This window comes from Burkholderia sp. AU4i (genome assembly GCF_000466765.1).
GTDB classification, from domain to species: Bacteria; Pseudomonadota; Gammaproteobacteria; order Burkholderiales; family Burkholderiaceae; genus Burkholderia; species Burkholderia cepacia.
On the sequence record NZ_ASSI01000035.1, the window covers coordinates 1 to 17,789 of the forward strand.

A 17,789-nucleotide genomic window follows, 5' to 3' on the forward strand; every position below is an offset into this window, starting at 1 on the left:
TTGACGATCTCGTCGGCAACGGTGTTCGCGCCGTCCTGGTTCAGGTCGGCGATCGCGACGGCCGCGCCCGCTTTCGCGAGCTCGAGTGCGATTTCCTTGCCGATGCCGCTCGCGGCGCCCGTGACGACTGCGGTCTTGCCATTCAGGTTGCTCATGTTCGAATTCCCGTGGTGAAAGGTTTGACAGGGAGAAAGGACTGCGGACGTGTTACTGAGCCAGGTAATCGTAGACGACTTCGCCGAGGCCGAGCGTCAAATCCGCGACGATGTGCCGGGCTTCGACGATTTCGAGCACGGGGAGGTCGGCTACCGGCGCGAGCGCGTGCGGCGCCAGCTCGAGCGATGCGGGGCCCGTCCACGCGCCCTTCATCTTGATGTCCTGCATGTAGTAGCGCACCAGTTCGCAGACGCGCGCGGTGCCGTCGACGTGCGGGATGATCTTCAGCAGGAAATTGGGGCCGGCAAGACGCTTGGTCTGCTCGTCGATGTCGAGTTCCTTGTGCTTGTAGCCCATCGTGCCGGTCGCGACGCGCACCTTGCCGTAGTCGAGCGTGCCGAGGAGGTGGTCGGTGTTCACGTGCAGCGTGGGCGATGCGAGTTTCTTCGGGAAGCCCCACAGTTCGCGGCCGCCGGCGATCGGCGGGTGATCGTCGAGATACATCGCGAGCGTATAGCCGCCCGGCTGGCCGTTGTATTCGACGGGAATGACCTGGCCGCTTTCGGTGTAATCGCCGAAGCCGGTCGAATCGGCCATGCGGATGAATTCGTAATGCACGAGCGGCTCGGTAACCTGCAGCGGCTCGGGGACGATTTCGCGGAGACGATCCGGATCGGTGCGATACGTGATGATCAGGAACTCACGATCGACGAAACGGTAAGGGCCCATCGGGAAGGCAGGGCTGGTCAACGGCATCGCAAACGCTTTCGATCGGACATCGCTGGGTTTCATGCGGACTCCTTGTTGTTGATCGCTTCGTGGATGAGTGCTCGTAAGCTCGTAATCCTATGCCTGTGCGTTGCCGTTGTGCGATGCCGCATATGGAATTAATTGTTGCCGATTTCGTAGAATTCGACGCGTAAATATTGAGATGAATGATGCAAACGGCCTGGACGGCACCCGGCGTCCCGATATTCGCATGCATCGATGACGTCACGATGTGAAAAAGGTGAGCCTTTCCGGGATGGTAGGTGAGCTTTTCCGGGAGGCTGTCGCTCGGGAATATGACAATTGTGTGAACTTGTGCTGCAGTGCAGGCTCTAAGTGCGTTCGCCGCGGCGGGCTTCGTCGCGTGCGTCTGCCGCATTAAGCATCGCTTAAGCGGGAGCGCCCTAGCATCGTTCGTATCAGGCCGGGCAACCGGCCGAGTTTTTACGCCCCACGCAACCGGATTCATGCAGACCCTCAATCTCACCCTTTTTTCCGCCATCAACGCCGGGGTTGCGCCGCAGCCGGGCGTTGCCCGCCTCGCCATCTTCGCCGCCGACTGGCTCGTCTATGCGCTGCCCGCGATGCTGCTGCTGACCTGGATCTTCGGCGCACGCACGACGCGGCGCCAGGCGATCGAAGCCGGCGTCGGCGTGTGCGTGGCGATCGCGCTCGCGCAGGTCATCGGGCATTTCTGGTTCTCGCCGCGTCCGTTCATGGCCGGCGTCGGCACGCAACTGATTCCGCATGCGCCGGACAGCTCGTTCCCGAGCGACCACATGACGTTCGCGTGGAGCATGGCAGTCGGGTTGATGCTCGGCGGCACGACCCGGCTCACCGGGTTCGTGATGGCCGCGTTGGCCGCGGCGATTGCATGGGGGCGTATCTATGCGGGCGTGCACTGGCCGTTCGACATGGCGGGCGGCGTACTGGTCGGCACGGCCGGCGCGCTGGCCGCGCACCTGTACGGACAACGCGCGACCGCGCTGCTCGAACGGCTCGGCGATTCGGTGCATGCAGTCGTGATGGGGCGCCGGCACGCGCCGTAAGCGGGGGGATCGGGCCGGACGCCGTCAGCCGGGTGTCCTGGCCGGTTCAGCCGATGCGGATGGTCCGCCGCCCGCATCGTGCAGTTCGGGCGTATCGGCCGGATGTTGCGCGGCGTCGCGGTCGAGCGCGCTTTCCTTCAGGATCGCGCACATCGCGACGAACAGCGCAAGTACCACCGCGGCAAGGCCGCAATAGCCGGCGATCTTCAGGTTGCGAAGGAAAGGCGAAGCGGGGCTTTCTTTTGTCATGACCGGACGCTCCTGGGCAGGCTGCGACGGCTGTCGCCCGACAGCGGCGTCGCACACACAGATATATACCAGTCGCGATAGCGGTGCCAAGCCCGCTGGTGCGCCGACGCGACGATTGTGTCATCCGCCGGTCAACCGGGTACGCCTTTGACGGCTACCCGCATCCGTCAGTCTTCCAGGGTTTCGTGCACGGCCGCCGCGCCGCGCTTCCAGTAGGCCGCCGCGCGGATGCGCGATTTGTCGACGCCGCGCTCGCCGGTCAGGTGCTGGCGTACCGCGCGTATCGACAGCGCTTCGCCTGCCGCCCACACGTAGCCGTCGCCGGACGGCGGCAGCGGCAGGTCGCGCACAGCATTCAGCAGTACGTCGCCGTTCGCGGCGTCGGCTTCGGCGCGGAAGCGCCAGATTTCATGCACGTCGGCGCGCGTGTCGAACGCGATCTGCGCGGTGCGATCCGCGACTTCCATCACGACGACCGCACGCGCACCGGCCGGCAATTCCTCGAGGCGCCGCGCGATAGCCGGCAGCGCCGTATCGTCGCCGATCAGCAGGTGCCAGTCGAAACCGGTCGGGACAACGAACGAACCGCGCGGGCCGCCGATGCCGAGCCATTGGCCGACGCGTGCCTGGGCGGCCCACTGCGACGCAGGGCCCGGATGGTTCAGCACGAATTCCAGGTCGAGTTCGCGGGCGGCGCGGTCGAAGCGGCGCGGCGTGAAGTCGCGCGCGACCGGCCTCGGTTCGCCTTCCGGAAACTCCGGACCGTTCGCGCCGAGCGTCGGCATCGCAGGCCGTTCGGCGCCGGGCGGCGGGAAAAATACCTTCACGTGATCGTCGAACGACGCGGATTCGAAATCCGCGAGATCGGGGCCGCCGAGCGTGACGCGCAGCAGGTGCGGCGTCACGGCATGCACGCGCAGGACCTGCAGCAAGCGGAACTTGAGGGTGTGGCGCACGCGGGTCACGGTGCGCTCGGATGTGTTCTGCATCAATCCGTTCTCCTGAGGTTTGACGGGGCGGCGCGGATCACGCGCCGGTGCCCCCTTCGATTTCGCCCGTCGCGCGGCGCAAGATGGTCGCGACGCGGCGCTGTTCATCCGGGCCGGCTGCGCTCTTGTGCAGCAACGCGCGCTTGAGTGCGAGGCGCGCCTCGACGAACTCCGGCAGCCAGCCTGCTTGCGTTTCGTCCTGCGTTTCGTTGCCCGCCGATTCCCCGGCGAACGCACGGCGCATGAACTCCATCTTGCGCGCGAGGTGCGTGAGGCGTGCGAACAGCGTGTCGACCCGTTCGCGCTGGGCGTCGAGATGGGTGCGGCCGGCGTCGGTCAGTGCATAACGCTTGCGGTTGCCTTCCGCCTGCGACGCGACGAAGCCGACTTCTTCGAGATACGTGAGCGCCGGATACACCATGCCGGGGCTCGGGCTGTAGAAACCGTTCGAACGCGTGTCGAGCGCCTTGATCAGCTCGTAACCGTGACTCGGCTGCTCGGCGACGAGCGCAAGCAACAGCAACTGGAGATCGTCGGAGCTGAACTGGCGGCCGCGTGGCATGCCGTCGTCGCCGAAATCGCCAAAGCCGCCGCGCCCGCCGCGGCCGCCGAACGGGCCGCCGCCACCGAACGGATCGTGGCCGCGACGGTGGCGGCCGATCGCGTACCAGAGACCGGCGAACCAGTCAGGGCGGGCATGCGCACCATGACCGTCGCTTCGGGCATGGCCGCGGGAAGGGTTGTGTCGCATGATCGTGTCCTATATGTCGGAAAACATATCTAAAGATATATATCGAAAGATAGGCCGTCAAGGGGATTTATTGGGGATGGATGGTGGGGGCCGGCTAAAAGGTGACCTCTTTTGTAGGTTGGCAAAAAAGGTGATCTCTTTTGCGGTATTTGAACAAAACTATCAAATTATTATTTTCAATAGTCTAAATTCGAGCGGGCGAGTCCGGTTGCCAAGGCATCGAACATCTGTCGATCCGCTTGCCTGTCTCGGTAGACGAGCGTGCCGACATAGTCGACTCGACGCTCTGAGCACGCTTGCTGGAGCAATCCACGATTAGGAGGGCCTATGCAGAATTGGGTGTTACGGTAAAGTTGCGAAGAGCAAATTCAGCCCCTCGGAAATGAGGGGATGCGCGATGATTGCATCGCGAACGGCCATATAAGGCAGTCCGCCGAGCATCGCCATTTGCACGGCTGTCGTCACGTCACCAGCGCCGGTACCCAGCATCGTGAATCCGAGGATCCTGCCGGTATCTGGCTCGACCAGCGCCTTCATGAAACCCCGAGTTTTTCCGTCGGTACGCGCGCGCGGCACCGACGTCATCGGCAGCTTCGCCACACGGACGTCGATCTTCAGGGCATCTGCTTCTGATTCGTTCAAGCCGACGCGGCCCAGTTCCGGATCGATAAACAGCGCATAGGGGATGATGCGCTTTTCGGTACTCGCCGGACGGCCTTCGATACCCGCCTTGAGAACGCGGTAGTCGTCGAACGACGCGTGCGTGAACATCGGCGTGCCGGCGACCTCGCCGATTGCCCAGGTGCGCTCGGCTGTGGTTGCAAGCCGGTGGTCGACCTTGATTAAGCCTCGTGCATCTGTCTCGACGCCCGCGAGATCCAGCCCGATCGCATCCGTCTGAGGCTTGCGCCCGGCGGCCACAAGCAGGTGCGTACCGGTCACGGAGCTTCCGTCGGCGAAATCAACCGTGACGCTCGCACCGCTTCTGCCGTGGACCGCAACAATCTTCGTGCCGAGCCTAAGCTCGATGCCGTCCTCGAGAAGCGTCTGCTGGATCACCACGCTGACATCCTCGTCTTCGCGCATCGCGACGCGCGGCGTATCGCTGAGCAGGGTGACCCGGCTGCCAAGACGACGAAACGCCTGGGCCATCTCGAGGCCGATGTAGCCGCCGCCCAGCACCACGAGGTGTTCGGGTAGCACGTCGAGGCGCAATGCTTCGACATGGGTGAGCGGATGCGCATCGCGCAGCCCGGTGATATCGGGCATGGCCGCCACGGTGCCGGTGTTGATGTAGACGTTTTCGCCTTTGTAGACGGTTTCGGCCCCGTCGTCGGACCGCACCACGATCGTACGCGGTCCGACAAAGCGGCCGGCGCCGATGACGAGGTCGAGGCCCGACTGCTCGAACGCGCGACGATTGATCTCGATCATGCCGCCCACCACGGACCTAACGCTTTCGGACACGCGCTCCATATTCGCCGACAACTCCGGTTGCTTCGAAGCTTCCCGCCACACCTGCATCGAGCGCGCCGCATGAATAAGCGCCTTGCTCGGGATACAGGCGACGTTGATGCAGGATCCCCCAATCATGCCGCGCTCGATTACCGCAACCCGTTTACCTTGGCGTGCCATATCCATCGCGAGCGATTTGCCGCCTTTTCCGCCACCGAGAAACAGATAGTCGTATCGTTTGGTTTCTGCCATTTCGAGATCCTTTTCGTTTCAATGAACGCTGGAGCGTGCGCGATCGAATCGGCAGATCGCCCGCACGCAGTTTCCGGTGTCCCGTGCCGGCGAAGCACGGACTTCCGCCGGCACGGAGTTGCCTCGCCGCATCAGCGCGAGCCGAGTTTCTCGATTGCGTCGCGAACGCCTGCCCCGTAGGCCGGGTCCACACGATGGAAGTGGTCGAGCTGGCGCTGGACGATTTCCACGGGAACGCCGGCGATATGCCGGGCGATGTTGTCGAACAGCCGCGCACGCTGCCCGGCATCGAACAGGCGGAAGAGCGCGGCCGGCTGGCTGTAGTAATCGTCGTCCTCGCGATGGTCGTAGCGGTCCACCGCGCCAGCCGCGAGCGGCGGCTCGGGCGCGTTGCGGTCCTGCGCGAATTCGCCGAAGCTGTTCGGCTCGTAGTTCACCGTGCTGCCCAAATTGCCGTCAACGCGCATCGCGCCGTCGCGATGAAACGAATGGACCGGGCACTTCGGCGCGTTCACCGGAATCTGATGGTGATTCACGCCCAGCCGGTAACGCTGCGTGTCGCCGTACGAAAAGAGGCGGCCCTGCAACAGCCGGTCGGGCGAGAAGCCGATGCCGGGCACCACGTTCGCCGGCGTGAACGCGGCCTGCTCCACGTCGGCGAAGTAGTTTTGTGGATTGCGGTTCAGCTCGATCACGCCGACGTCAATCAGCGGGTAGTCCGCATGCGGCCACACCTTCGTGATGTCGAACGGGTTGTACGGCACCTTAGCCGCATCGGCCTCGGGCATCACCTGGATACGGAACGCCCAGCGCGGGAAATTGCCATGATCGATGTTCTCGACGAGGTCGCGCTGTGCGCTCTCACGGTCGTGCGCGACGACCTGAGCAGCTTCGTTGTTCGTATAGTGCTCGACACCATTGAGCGACTTGAAATGGAACTTCACCCAGAAACGTTCGTCGTTCTCGTTGACGAGCGAATAGGTATGCGAGCCGAAGCCATGCATTTGCCGGTAGTTCTTCGGAATGCCGCGATCGCTCATCAGGATGGTGACCTGATGCAGTGACTCGGGGTGGCGCGACCAGAAATCCCACGCGGCGATGTTGCTGCGCAGGTTCGTGTGCGGGTCGCGTTTCTGTGTGTGGATGAAATCGGGAAACTTGAGCGGATCGCGAATGAAGAAGACCGGCGTGTTGTTGCCGACGACGTCCCAGTTCCCGTCTTCGGTGTAGAACTTGATCGAGAAGCCGCGCACGTCGCGCTCGGCATCGGCGGCGCCGCGTTCGCCGGCCACCGTGGAGAAACGGATGAACAGCGGTGTCTCGGTGCCGACTCGCGAAAACACCTTCGCCTTCGTGTATTGCGTGATGTCGCGCGTCACCGTGAGGGTGCCGAACGCGCCGGAGCCCTTTGCGTGCACGCGGCGCTCCGGGATCACCTCACGGTCGAAGTGGGCGAGCTTTTCAAGCAGCCATACGTCCTGGAGCATCACGGGGCCGCGCGAACCGGCGGTCATCGAGTTCTGGTTGTCCGCGACGGGCGAGCCGGCGGCATTCGTGAGAAGGTTGGAATTCATGATCCGATGTCGACGCGCAGGTCGAAGGAGAAGGTAGGAAAAGCTGGCCTACGCCGCGGGAGCGGCGTACCTGGCAGAGCGCCGTCGACGTCGTCGCGCGCCGGCCAAACGCCGCGTGTTACGACTGCAGGAAAGCGAGCAGGTCGGCGTTGACCTGATCCGCATTCACCACGCACATTCCGTGCGATCCGCCCGCGTAGACCTTCAGCGTCGCGTTCTTTACGATCCCGGCCGACAGCCGGCCCGAGTCTTCGATCGGCACAATCTGGTCGTCGTCGCCGTGCAGGATCAGCGTCGGCACGTCGATCTTCTTCAGGTCTTCGGTGTAATCCACTTCCGAAAACTCGCGGATGCACTGGTATTGGCCGTGAATGCCACCGGTCATGCCCTGCGCCCAGAACGCGTCGATTGTGCCTTGCGACACCTGGGCATCGGCGCGATTGAAGCCGAAGAACGGGATCGCGAGATCCTTGTAGAACTGTGAGCGGTTGTCGGCGACGCCCTTGCGGATTCCGTCGAATGCGTCGAGCGGCAGGCCGCCCGGATTCGCGTCGGTCTTCAGCATGATCGGCGGCACGGCACCGATCAGCACCGCCTTCGCGACGCGATTCGTGCCGTGCCTGCCGATGTAGTGAGCGACTTCCCCACCGCCCGTCGAATGGCCCACCAGCGTCGCTTCACGCAGATCCAGCGCGTCCAGCAGCGCGGCGAGATCGTCGGCGTAAGTGTCCATGTCGTTGCCTTGCGACGGCTGGTCCGAACGTCCGTGACCGCGGCGGTCGTGTGCGATCACGCGATACCCGTGTTGCAACAGGAACAGCATCTGCGCGTCCCACGCATCTGCGTTGAGCGGCCAGCCGTGGGAGAATACGACCGGACGGCCTGCGCCCCAGTCCTTGTAGAAAATTTGCGTGCCGTCTTGTGTGGTGATGGTGCTCATGGTCTTCCCGGAATGAGTGAGGAATGCGTCGAGGGGCCTCAGAAGCCTTCCAGCACGATCTTGCCCTTTGCGCGGCCGGCTTCGAGCAATGCGTGCGCACGGCGCAGGTTGGCGGCGTCGATCCTGCCGAGGTGTTCGCCGACGGTGCTCTTCAGCACGCCGTCGTCGATCAGCGTGGCGACGCGCTCGAGCAGCGCGTGCTGGCGAATCATGTCAGGCGTGCGATACATCGACCGCGTAAACATGAATTCCCAGTGGAGAGAAATCGACTTGCGCTTCAGCGGCATCGCATCGAGCGTCGCCGGATCGTCGATCAGCGCAAGCTGGCCTTCGGGCTTCAGGATCTCGACGATTTGCGCGTAGTACGTGTCGGTATGGGTGAGGCTGATCACGTGATCGACCTGCTCAATACCGGCTACGGCCAGTTGCGACTTGAGCGGCTTTGCATGGTCGATGACGTGATGCGCGCCTAGCCCGGCGACCCACGCCTGCGTTTCCGGCCGCGACGCCGTACCGACGACCGTCAGCGCGGTCAGCTTGCGCGCTAGCTGGATCAGGATCGAGCCGACGCCGCCGCCAGCACCGATCACGAGCAGGCTTTGCCCGGCTCCGCCGCCCTCCGCGACATGCAGGCGATCGAACAGCAACTCCCACGCGGTAATGGCGGTCAGCGGCAGCGCAGCAGCGTCGGCCGCCGATAGCGTAGCCGGCCGGCGGCTCGCGATGCGCTCGTCCACGAGGCCGTATTCCGCATAGCTGCCCGGCCGCGTGATGTCGCCCGCATACCAGACCCGGTCGCCCGGCGCGAACAGTTCGACGCTGCCGCCGACCGCCTCTACCGTGCCCGCCGCGTCCCACCCGAGAATCCGAGGCTCGCCCGGCTGCACGCCCTGACGCAGTTTCAGGTCGACGGGATTGACCGCGATGGCGTCGATCCGCACGAGCAGATCGCGGGGCCCCGGTTCCGGCTTGGGCAGTTCGGCTTCGTACAGCGACTGCGGATCATCGATCGGCAGGCCGGCCGTGGCGTAAACGATGGCTTTCATGAAGCAGTCCTCATGATGGAAGATGGGTGGCGGCGCTCATGCGCCATCCAGAAACACGCGCACGTGCGATACGTACGCAGATGCGTACTGAAACAGCGCGCCGTGGCCGGAATTCGGATAGACGATCAAGGTCGCATTCGGCAAGCCATCGGCGAGCAGGAGCGAGTTCTTCGTCGGAATCATGATGTCGTTGTCGCCGTTGGTCACGAGCACCGGATGCGCGATGCCCGCCAGTTTCCCGCGCACGTCGCCACGCCAGTTCGCCCAGGCGATCATCGCCTGCAGTTGTGCCGTAGCCACCCGAGCGCCCGCCGGCGTGTCGCGCTCGGTGCCGCGCGTCTCGAGGCGGTCGATAAACGCCGCGGCGGCGACCTGGGCGTCGGCGGTGGCGGGGAAGAACAGGCGCTTGAGCTTCTCGTTCATCGGCATGTCACCGTCCGTGTAGATCGCGACGAGCTCGGGGCGGTCCATGCCCGCGCCTTCTCCGCCTTCGGGTGCGCTGCCTGAAAGGATCAGGCGGCCGATGGCGGCCGGCCGCGCGAGCGCGATTTCCTGCGCGACGAAGCCGCCCAGCGAAAACCCGAGAATGTGCAGCCTCGTCAGGCCGATCGCGTCGATGAAACGCATCGCATGCTCGGCCATTCCGGCGACCGTCGTCGGCACTTCGCCGCCCGACGCGCCGACGCCTGCGTTGTCGAACAGGATCACCTCGCGATCCTCGGCGAGCGCATCGACGATCGCCGGATCCCAGTTGTCGAGCGTGCCCGTGAAGTGTTGCAGACAGAGGAGCGGCACGCGGCCGCTGCGACCAAACCGGCGAAACGCGTAGCGCACGCCCGCCGCGTCCACATATTGCGTCGGCGCGTTGGCGGCCCGAATCGTAGAATTCATGGTTGCAAGTCCTTTCGACGCGCGTCGCGCGTTCGTCGATGTCAAAGTAGCGTGATGTCGTGCAGGTCGATCGACACGACGAGCGGTTGCTCGACCGAGGTGCCGTCTTGCTGGCGTGGATAGATCCGCCGGCGGGTCGGGATGCGAATCCCGGAGACCGTGGTATAGCCGTCGACGTAGTGCGCGCCCGGTGTGCTGCCGGCAATCTCGACGTCGTAGTCGAGGCGCCGGACCAGATGGTCGGATCCGACGTAGATCGCCTGGACCTTGCTGAACACTTCGAGCGAAGCCGGATAACGCACGACGATCTTTCGCCAGGTCTCGCCGCGTTCATGCCATTGCCCTGCGTCCTCGGACTCGACGCCGTCCCAGGCAAGAAGAAACGGCGTGTTCAGATACGTCCACATCGCGCAGCCGGCGAAAAACGCGAGCTGCAATGCGTCCCAGCCGGTTTCCAGCACGTGGCCGGCGAACGACGCGCGGGGCTGGTCGCGTGCATCCAGGATGTGCTCGTTACCGTCGAGCAGCGCAACGTGCCCGCCCGTGAAATCGCTGCGTGCGGCGAGGGTTCCGAACGGCGCGTGCGAAGCCCACTGGCGGTCGGTCGCCACGGTCACGGACGTACGGTCAAGCACACCGGCTTGCCCCTTCAACGGCCACAGGACGCCGCCCTGCACCAGGTTCGCGCGAACGCGGGTGAACTTGCGCCACTGGGCCAGCCCGCCATGTGCGTCGATGATCGTTTGAGCGAGTGTGTTCATGCTGCGGCTCCGTTGGGTTCGTCATTCATCACGAGGACCGCGCGAAAGCGGACTTCCGCGCGCATCATCCGGTCATACGCCAGTTGTGCGTGGTCGAGCGGGAACGTTTCGACGAGCGGCCGCACGTTCTGCAGCTGCGCGAACGACAACGTCTCCTCGTTGTCGGCGACCGTGCCGGTCAACGCGCCCGCCACGGAGCGGCCGCCGAACACGAGATCGAGCGCGTTCAACGTGATCGGCTCGCCCGGTACCGCCACGACGACGAGCTTGCCGCGCGGTGACAGCCCTGGCACCACGTCAGACATGCCCTTGCCGGTCGGCGCGGTGCCCAGGATGACCTTGGCGCCACCTAGCGCGCGCAGCGCGCCCGGGACGTCTTCGACGCTCGCGTCGATATAGCGGCGCGCGCCGAGTTCCAGCGCAAGCGCGCGCTTGTCGGCACCGCGTGCAATCGCGACGGTATGAAAGCCCATGCGGTTCGCGAACTGGACCGCGAGATGCCCGAGCCCGCCGATTCCATGAATCGCGACGACGTCGCCCGCGCGGGCGCCCGCGTTGCGCAGTGCGTTGAACGTGGTCAACCCCGCGCACAGTAGTGGCGCGGCCTCTGCTGCATCCAGTTCCTCGGGCACGCGGACGAGACCGCGGGCCTCGGCCAGCATCATTTCGGCGTAGCCGCCATCGACCGTCATGCCCGTGATGACCGGATTCTCGCAATTGACGGCGTCGCCATGCCGGCACGACGGGCATACGCGATCCTCGCCACCGAGAAAGCCGACACCGACGCGCTGGCCGATTTCCCAGCCGGCAACGCCTTCACCGATCGCGTCGATGCGCCCGACGACTTCGTGGCCAGGCACGCGCTGAGCCGCACCGTCCTGCGTCGCACGCTCGACGGTCGCGCTGTCGGAATGACAGACGCCGCAAGCCTCGACGCGAATGCGAACCTGCCCATATGCCGGGCGCTGCACCAGCCGATCGACGATGCTCAATCGGCCGGGGCCCGTTACGACTGCGGCGCGGTAAGTCGTTTGCTGTTCCATGTGCCCTCCGTTATTCGAAGCGAAAATCGGACAGATCGACGCCGACGATCAACGGCTCGGGCAGCGCGACGTTCTCGGGCGTACGCGGGTAGATGCGAAAGCGGGTCGGCATCCGGATGCCCTGCACCTCGACGTAATCGCCGACGTAGCGAGCCGCGGCATTGCGCCCCTGGATGTCGACTTCATAGTCGTGACGGCGCAGCAGGCCGTCGGCATCGAAATAGAACGTCTGGGTCGCGCTGTGGGTCGCGATGGACGGCGCGAATTCGACTCGCAGCCGCCGCCACGTGAGCCCATCGACGGTCCACGGGTCGATTTCGTGCGCGTCGATACCGTCGTGTCGAAGCAGGAACGGCGACGTCAGGTAAGTCCACATCGTGTAGCCGGCGAAATAGGCGAGTTGCGGATTCGACCACGGTGTCTCCATCTCGTACCCGTCGAACGACGCGCGAGGCTGCTCGAGCGTCTCGATGACGCTCCCGTTCGGACGCCGGATCTCGACGCGAGACGGCGTATAGACGGAATGGGCGTCGGTCGGCGCGAACGGTTCGTGCGACACGCGCTGCTCGTGAAGATCGACCGTTACACGGCAATCGGTCAGCACACCGTCCCGTTGCTTCAGCGACCACAGCGCGCCGGTGTGATGGAGGCGGGCGGAGACTGTCCGGAAACCGAGAAAGCGGTCGAGCCCACCCGCGGCGTCCAGCGCCAGCTGGATCAAGCGATTCATTAAAGTGTCCTAATCGAAATATCGGGTTGTCGTATCGAAGCGACTGGCATCGTCATGTATTCGCGACGCTGGCGAGCGACGCCCGCGCCGCGGTCGATCGTGTCGCGTATGCGCGTGCTACGACGTCGCGCCGACGAATGCGGCGATATGCCGGGCGGTCGATCGCGGATGTTCGAGTTGCGGGCCGTGCCCGGCACGCGGGAACGTCACCAGATGCATCGTCGGCAACTGGCCGTTGAGCGCGTACCAGTTCTCGACCGGGAAGACGATGTCGTGGTCCCCGCCGATATGGAGAACGGGAATCGGTGTCGACTTCAGTGCGTCGAGCACCGCATCTGCCGGAAACGCGGGATTTTTCGGACCGTCTCCGAGCTGCTTCCCTGCCCATTCGTACGGTACCGGCGGGCTAGCATCCGCGCGCGGCTGCGCGAGTCGCTGCGCGGACGCTTCGGCCGCGGCGCGGCTCGCCGGCGAAGCCGGTTCGAAGAACAGTGAGACGAAGTCTTCGAAGTCGTTTTCGCGTTTCGCCATTTCGTAAAACAGCGGGTCTGCCGGCTTGACCAGCGGGCCCGGCGGCGTCGTCGCGATCAACACCGCGTGGCTGATCAATCGAGGCGCGGTGGCCAATACGATCTGCGCGACCATGCCGCCGATCGACCATCCGCCGATCACGACCTTGCCGAGTTCCAGCGCGGCGATCAAATCGATCGCGTCCTTGGCGAGCGACGCCGGACTATAGGTCGGCTCGCCGCTCGACTGGCCGAGACCGCTGTAGTCGAACGTCGTAACCTGGAAGCCTTGCTCGACCAGACTGTCCAGGAACAGGGAGTCCCACGAGTCCATCGTTCCGCGAAATCGCACGCAAAGCACCAGCGGTATTCCGCTTCCGAACGTGCGATACGCGAGACGCCGGCCTGCGACCTCGACAAATCGGGTCGTGGCATTCGTGCTTTGAGAAACATGAGCCATATATATGTCCGCTGTTTGAGCCAGTCATTCAGTAAATAAATTTCCTCGCTAAACGAGGCGCGGCAAATCATCTACTTGCCCGGATGCCGTAATCAGGACGCCTGCGGCATACACGTTCACGTCACCCCGTCGCGACGAAAACTTTCCGATCGCTGCGCAGGTGATTGCGGAATCCGGCCCGATAAATTCGATCAACGCGTTGACCTGCTCGCCGGAAAGCAGCGGGCAGCCATTTCCGTCCATGACGTTGACGACCAGAACGATGCTTGCATCCTGATCGATCTTCGCTCGGACGCCCGTCAGGTCGACGTCCGATCCGCCATCGACCACGACTACCTCGACGGCCCGGCGACAGCGCGTCGTCAGTTCGTCGGCCATCTCGTTGAGAAGCGGCCGAATCTCGTCGATCAGAACAAGGTCATAGCCGTTTTTCGCAAGATGCTCCGCGTAAGCGGCGCCTATGATCGACAGCGCCCTGCTTACGACGGCGGTTCCGCGACCCGGCGACATGGCTGTTTGCATGCTCGGCAGTGCGTTGAATCGAGTGCTTATCATCCGCGCGGTCAGCGTGCTTTTCCAACGACATTTATAATCATTTTTTCGGACACGACGGACGGTGGCGAGGATGCATCGGATTGGCTATTTGCTGACTGACGAATTTCAGGTCATGGCCATCGGCACGCAAACGATATTCGAGTTCGCGAATGTGCTAGCACGCGAACGTGTCTATCAGGTGACGAACTATTCGGTTTCCGGGGGGCCGATTCGCTCGTCCCTGGGTGTCTCGGTCGTAACCGAAGCGATGAACAGCCGGACTGCCGCGGACACGTGGATGATCAGTGGCGTGATCGATCCGACCAATCACGTCACGCCCGCCAGCGAGCTCGAATTGATCGTCGATGCTTCCGCGCGCTCGCGACGCATTGCGGGACTGTGCACCGGCGCGTTCGCACTGGCGGAAGCGGGCCTCCTCGACGGGCGACGTGCCACCACGCATTGGGCCTATGTGGAAGCGTTGAAAGCACGCTACCCTCTCACACAAGTCGAGGACGATCGCATCTTTATCGTCGACGAGTCCATCTGGACGTCAGCGGGACTTACCGCGGCGATGGACCTCGCGCTCGGCATGGTTGAGAAGGATCTCGGCCCGGATATCGCGACCTCGGTCGCGCGCGTGCTCGTCATGGAGCGTCGGCGCTCCGGCGGACAGCCGCAGCGGTCGCAACTGCTCGAACTCGCACCGAAGTCGGACAGAATCCAGATGGCGCTGGCGTATGCGCGTCAGAATCTGTCGAAGCCGCTGCGCGTCGATGATCTGGCAAAGGCCGCGCATCTCAGCACGCGGCAGTTCGGGCGCATTTTCCTCTCCGAGACTGGTCAGTCTCCGGCCAAGGCGATCGAGCAACTTCGTCTGGAGGTCGCGAGGAACATGGTGGAATGCAGCCGGCATTCCCTCGAGATCATCGCACGCGAGACCGGATTCCGTGACCGGCGCCATTTGCGTGAAGTGTTCGTACGCGGGTATGGAGTCAGCCCCCAATCACTGAGGCGAGATAGCCGCAGTCAAGCTGCCGGCGAGACCGTTTAGTAGTATTGGCGCGTCACTCTTAAGGTTTTGCGGGCACAGCCTGCGGCATGTCAGCAAAACTCTCTTGCCGTCGTCGGCAGCGCCCGGAGTAGCTCGGACCGATCGACGAGCTTGCTCGTGATTAGCTGCTATTTGGCAGACCCGCAACGGGTGTTCTCAATCTTATCCGGCGGCGCCTGCTTCAAGCGATGTGATATAGCGCAGCAAGTCCTCTGTACGTCCCTCCGATACAAGCTGTTCGGCAGTCTTGTAGTCAAAGATTGGCAACGGATCATTGCGATACCAGAAGAGCGCGCTCTGCACGTCACCTGAGATATCGGTTGCCGCCCGGATGATCCGAAGCGCCTCTCGAAGGAACTTCTGGACGCTCTCCGAGCCCTCCAGGCGGCTCACCGTGTTGCGGTGTACATGGGCCAGCCGCGCGAGCGTCTGCATATCGATGTGCAAGGCAACTGCGAAACGTCTTGCCGAGATGATCGGAGCGATGCTTATCGGCTCTCTCAATGACGCCATGAATTGGGCGAAATCGCCGGACCTGCCGGTAATGTCGGATTCCATGAGGGTGTCCGGTTGCACACCTAGACCGCTCAATTGCGCCATCGAGATTCAGAAGCGGTCGCCGCGGCCCCATCCCTCGTAGAACACATCATGAGCCGGCTGAAACCGGAATCGGTCGGATATCGCCAAGACTCGCTTGTGTGGGTGCCTCGCCCAGCCATTGCATGAATTCGCCCACATGCTGCGCCCAAAGATCGGGACGAGTCATCGTGAAATGGCCTGGCGATGACGGTGTGCCCTGCTGCACCAGATACCGGCCATGCTGAAGCGTCGGCACAAGTCGCTCGAGAACGCGCAGGGTGTCGGGGTTGAATTCGTCGTCGGAGAAATTCAGGGCAAACAGCTTGGCCCGAATCCTGGAAAGCCCTGGCTCGGGATCGTAGTCAAACGACGACTTGAGCGAATAAAGAATGTCGTTCGCGTCGACATGCTCCGCCTGGAAGCGCACGGTCGCGAGAAACTTGCTTGCCGCCGCGCCGTCCGGAATTTCCTGCTGTAGCGCGGGCGCACTGTCGATCATCATTCGCAACACACCGAAGCCTTGGACCCAGCCTCGGGGCGTTTGCGTGTACTGCCCGCTCTTCCAGTCGGGATCGGAACGGATCGCGTCGATCACCATGCGCCGCCACAGCAGATTGCGGCCCGAGACCGTAATCGGTAGTGAGACCACGGGCATGACGCCGTCCATCATGTCCGGATATGTTTCCGCCCATTGCCAGGCGTTCATGCCGCCCATCGACATGCCGAGAATCGCATGAAGATGCTCGATGCCCAAGGTTTCGGTCACCAGCTTGTGCTGGAGATCGACGATGTCGCCGTAATCGTAGTTTGGAAATTTCGCCCTTAACCCGTCACTCGGTTTGCTCGACTGGCCGTGGCCCACGTTGTCGGGAAAAATCAGGTAGTAGCGATTCGCGTCGAGTGGACGTCCCCGGTCGAACAGCGCTTTTGTGTAGGTCGGACTCAGCAGCGTTCGACTGTCCGCGCCGGTCCAGTGCAGGACCAGGACGGCGTTGTCAACGGCACCATGGGCATTGCGATGCGGCGTGCCGAGCGTTGCGTAGTGGATCCTCAGCCGGGGCAGCGTCTGGCCATCCCGGAACCGGTAGTTGTCGAACCAGGCATCGGCCTCGACGGCCGTCGGATTCGCGCGCGGGTCCCGCGGCGCCGTCGCTTCGCCGGCGGAGGCGGCCGACGGGATACCGGGCTGCGCCGACGCGGTGTCCTCAAACGTGGGGCCGCACAGCAGCAAGCCGAACAGCACGCTGGCTGCGGCACGGGTACGACGAAAGTTCACGATGATTTCCTTGTCCGATTGAAGAAGCGGTTTTGCACTGGGCGCGCTGGTGCTGTTGCTTCGGCAAGCTTCACCGCACGTTCGGGAGGCCCGGGCGGCGGCGCAGCAGGTCGAACGCCATGATGTGGCTCGCTCCTGAAATTCCGACACCGTAGAACGGAATCAATGCCATCGGCAGCGTCTGGATGCCGGACATGCGGGGATCGTTGAGCAGGAAATAGGTCAATCCCGTACCGACCGCCACGACGAAATCTGCGAACCCGAACAGGTGAAAGATCAGATACCGGTTGCGTGTTTTCGGCAGCATGGTGACGCCGAACGCCATCAACCCCGCGATGAGATCTCCCCATCCCGCGTTCCTGACGAATGCTTCCGGCAGGAGATCGTGCGCCCCGTACCAGAAGAAGACGAGCGCGGCCGCAATCCTCCAGATATGAAACGCCGTCAGCGTTCTTAGCCCGATGGTCGCGATGTATGTTCGAAAGCTCCGGGACATCGAATAAACGGCAACCGGCGCCACGATACCGAGGGCAATGAGGCAGGCGAGCCCCAGCGGGTAGATCGCTCGATAAACCCCCGCTTCGGCCGCCGCGGCAACGGCCAATCCCCAGACGATCAGCACACCCAGCAAGCCCGTCCCGCCGTTCTTCCGGATCTCGACGATCTGATTCATTTCCGGATCCAATTAGGTTAACTAAGCATTGATCGAATTACCGGTATCGA

At 63.5% G+C, this 17,789-nt stretch carries 20 protein-coding genes; 2 read left to right on the top strand and 18 right to left on the bottom strand.

Translation table 11 applies throughout. The features are described 5' to 3' along the window. Both L810_RS06225 and L810_RS06230 read right to left on the bottom strand, forming a co-directional pair. Window positions 1-155, bottom strand: a 155-nt coding sequence (locus tag L810_RS06225) for an SDR family NAD(P)-dependent oxidoreductase (RefSeq protein WP_042973515.1), incomplete at its 3' end; no start/stop codon positions are given. A gap of 52 nt (window positions 156-207) precedes the next feature. Next, window positions 208-948, bottom strand: coding sequence for an acetoacetate decarboxylase (locus L810_RS06230; RefSeq protein ID WP_021157498.1), 741 nt, complete (start codon window positions 946-948; stop codon window positions 208-210). 443 nt (window positions 949-1,391) lie between these two features. Between L810_RS06230 and L810_RS06235 the strand changes: the two genes are divergently transcribed. Then, the gene (locus tag L810_RS06235) at window positions 1,392-1,973 is read left to right on the top strand and encodes an undecaprenyl-diphosphatase (RefSeq protein WP_021157499.1); all 582 of its coding nucleotides are present in this window, start codon (window positions 1,392-1,394) and stop codon (window positions 1,971-1,973) included. A 24-nt stretch (window positions 1,974-1,997) separates the two neighbouring features. On the opposite strand, the gene L810_RS06240 is transcribed toward L810_RS06235, so the two are convergent. The 13 genes from L810_RS06240 to L810_RS06300 form a co-directional block, all read right to left on the bottom strand. After that, window positions 1,998-2,222: a hypothetical protein gene (locus tag L810_RS06240; protein ID WP_021157500.1), complete on the bottom strand. Its 225-nt coding sequence runs from the start codon at window positions 2,220-2,222 to the stop codon at window positions 1,998-2,000. A gap of 167 nt (window positions 2,223-2,389) precedes the next feature. Continuing rightward, a complete protein-coding gene (locus tag L810_RS06245; RefSeq protein WP_021157501.1) occupies window positions 2,390-3,211 on the bottom strand; it encodes a siderophore-interacting protein in 822 nt (273 codons plus the stop codon). Between the two features lie 37 nt (window positions 3,212-3,248). After that, the gene (locus L810_RS06250; protein WP_021157502.1) at window positions 3,249-3,962 is read right to left on the bottom strand and encodes a PadR family transcriptional regulator; all 714 of its coding nucleotides are present in this window, start codon (window positions 3,960-3,962) and stop codon (window positions 3,249-3,251) included. Window positions 3,963-4,304: 342 nt separating this feature from the next. Further along, window positions 4,305-5,669: an FAD-dependent oxidoreductase gene (locus tag L810_RS06255; RefSeq protein ID WP_021157503.1), complete on the bottom strand. Its 1,365-nt coding sequence runs from the start codon at window positions 5,667-5,669 to the stop codon at window positions 4,305-4,307. A 131-nt stretch (window positions 5,670-5,800) separates the two neighbouring features. After that, window positions 5,801-7,243 carry a catalase gene (locus L810_RS06260; protein ID WP_021157504.1) on the bottom strand — a complete coding sequence of 481 codons (1,443 nt, stop codon included), beginning with the start codon at window positions 7,241-7,243 and terminating at the stop codon, window positions 5,801-5,803. A 118-nt stretch (window positions 7,244-7,361) separates the two neighbouring features. Beyond that, window positions 7,362-8,183 carry an alpha/beta fold hydrolase gene (locus tag L810_RS06265; RefSeq protein ID WP_021157505.1) on the bottom strand — a complete coding sequence of 274 codons (822 nt, stop codon included), beginning with the start codon at window positions 8,181-8,183 and terminating at the stop codon, window positions 7,362-7,364. A 38-nt stretch (window positions 8,184-8,221) separates the two neighbouring features. Next, entirely contained in the window at window positions 8,222-9,229 is a 1,008-nt protein-coding gene (locus L810_RS06270) for a zinc-binding alcohol dehydrogenase family protein (RefSeq protein ID WP_021157506.1), read from the bottom strand. A 36-nt stretch (window positions 9,230-9,265) separates the two neighbouring features. Further along, complete coding sequence (locus L810_RS06275) at window positions 9,266-10,120, bottom strand: alpha/beta fold hydrolase (RefSeq protein WP_021157507.1); 855 nt, start codon at window positions 10,118-10,120, stop codon at window positions 9,266-9,268. Between the two features lie 41 nt (window positions 10,121-10,161). After that, entirely contained in the window at window positions 10,162-10,881 is a 720-nt protein-coding gene (locus L810_RS06280; RefSeq protein ID WP_021157508.1) for a hypothetical protein, read from the bottom strand. Further along, complete coding sequence (locus L810_RS06285) at window positions 10,878-11,924, bottom strand: alcohol dehydrogenase (RefSeq protein WP_021157509.1); 1,047 nt, start codon at window positions 11,922-11,924, stop codon at window positions 10,878-10,880. The genes L810_RS06280 and L810_RS06285 overlap by 4 nt, the downstream gene beginning before the upstream one ends. A gap of 10 nt (window positions 11,925-11,934) precedes the next feature. Further along, window positions 11,935-12,654, bottom strand: a complete 720-nt coding sequence (locus L810_RS06290) for a hypothetical protein (protein WP_021157510.1) — start codon at window positions 12,652-12,654, stop codon at window positions 11,935-11,937. Window positions 12,655-12,771: 117 nt separating this feature from the next. Beyond that, window positions 12,772-13,623 carry an alpha/beta fold hydrolase gene (locus tag L810_RS06295; protein WP_021157511.1) on the bottom strand — a complete coding sequence of 284 codons (852 nt, stop codon included), beginning with the start codon at window positions 13,621-13,623 and terminating at the stop codon, window positions 12,772-12,774. 48 nt (window positions 13,624-13,671) lie between these two features. Then, a complete protein-coding gene (locus L810_RS06300; protein WP_059503516.1) occupies window positions 13,672-14,145 on the bottom strand; it encodes a hypothetical protein in 474 nt (157 codons plus the stop codon). Window positions 14,146-14,248: 103 nt separating this feature from the next. On the opposite strand from L810_RS06300, the gene L810_RS06305 reads away from it, so the two are divergent. Next, window positions 14,249-15,211: a GlxA family transcriptional regulator gene (locus L810_RS06305; RefSeq protein WP_042973518.1), complete on the top strand. Its 963-nt coding sequence runs from the start codon at window positions 14,249-14,251 to the stop codon at window positions 15,209-15,211. Window positions 15,212-15,373: 162 nt separating this feature from the next. On the opposite strand, the gene L810_RS06310 is transcribed toward L810_RS06305, so the two are convergent. The 3 genes from L810_RS06310 to L810_RS06320 form a co-directional block, all read right to left on the bottom strand. Then, the gene (locus tag L810_RS06310; protein WP_042973520.1) at window positions 15,374-15,769 is read right to left on the bottom strand and encodes a hypothetical protein; all 396 of its coding nucleotides are present in this window, start codon (window positions 15,767-15,769) and stop codon (window positions 15,374-15,376) included. Window positions 15,770-15,857: 88 nt separating this feature from the next. Then, entirely contained in the window at window positions 15,858-17,066 is a 1,209-nt protein-coding gene (locus tag L810_RS06315; protein ID WP_021157514.1) for an alpha/beta fold hydrolase, read from the bottom strand. A 70-nt stretch (window positions 17,067-17,136) separates the two neighbouring features. Beyond that, window positions 17,137-17,739, bottom strand: coding sequence for a hypothetical protein (locus L810_RS06320; RefSeq protein WP_051392163.1), 603 nt, complete (start codon window positions 17,737-17,739; stop codon window positions 17,137-17,139). Window positions 17,740-17,789 lie beyond the last annotated feature (50 nt).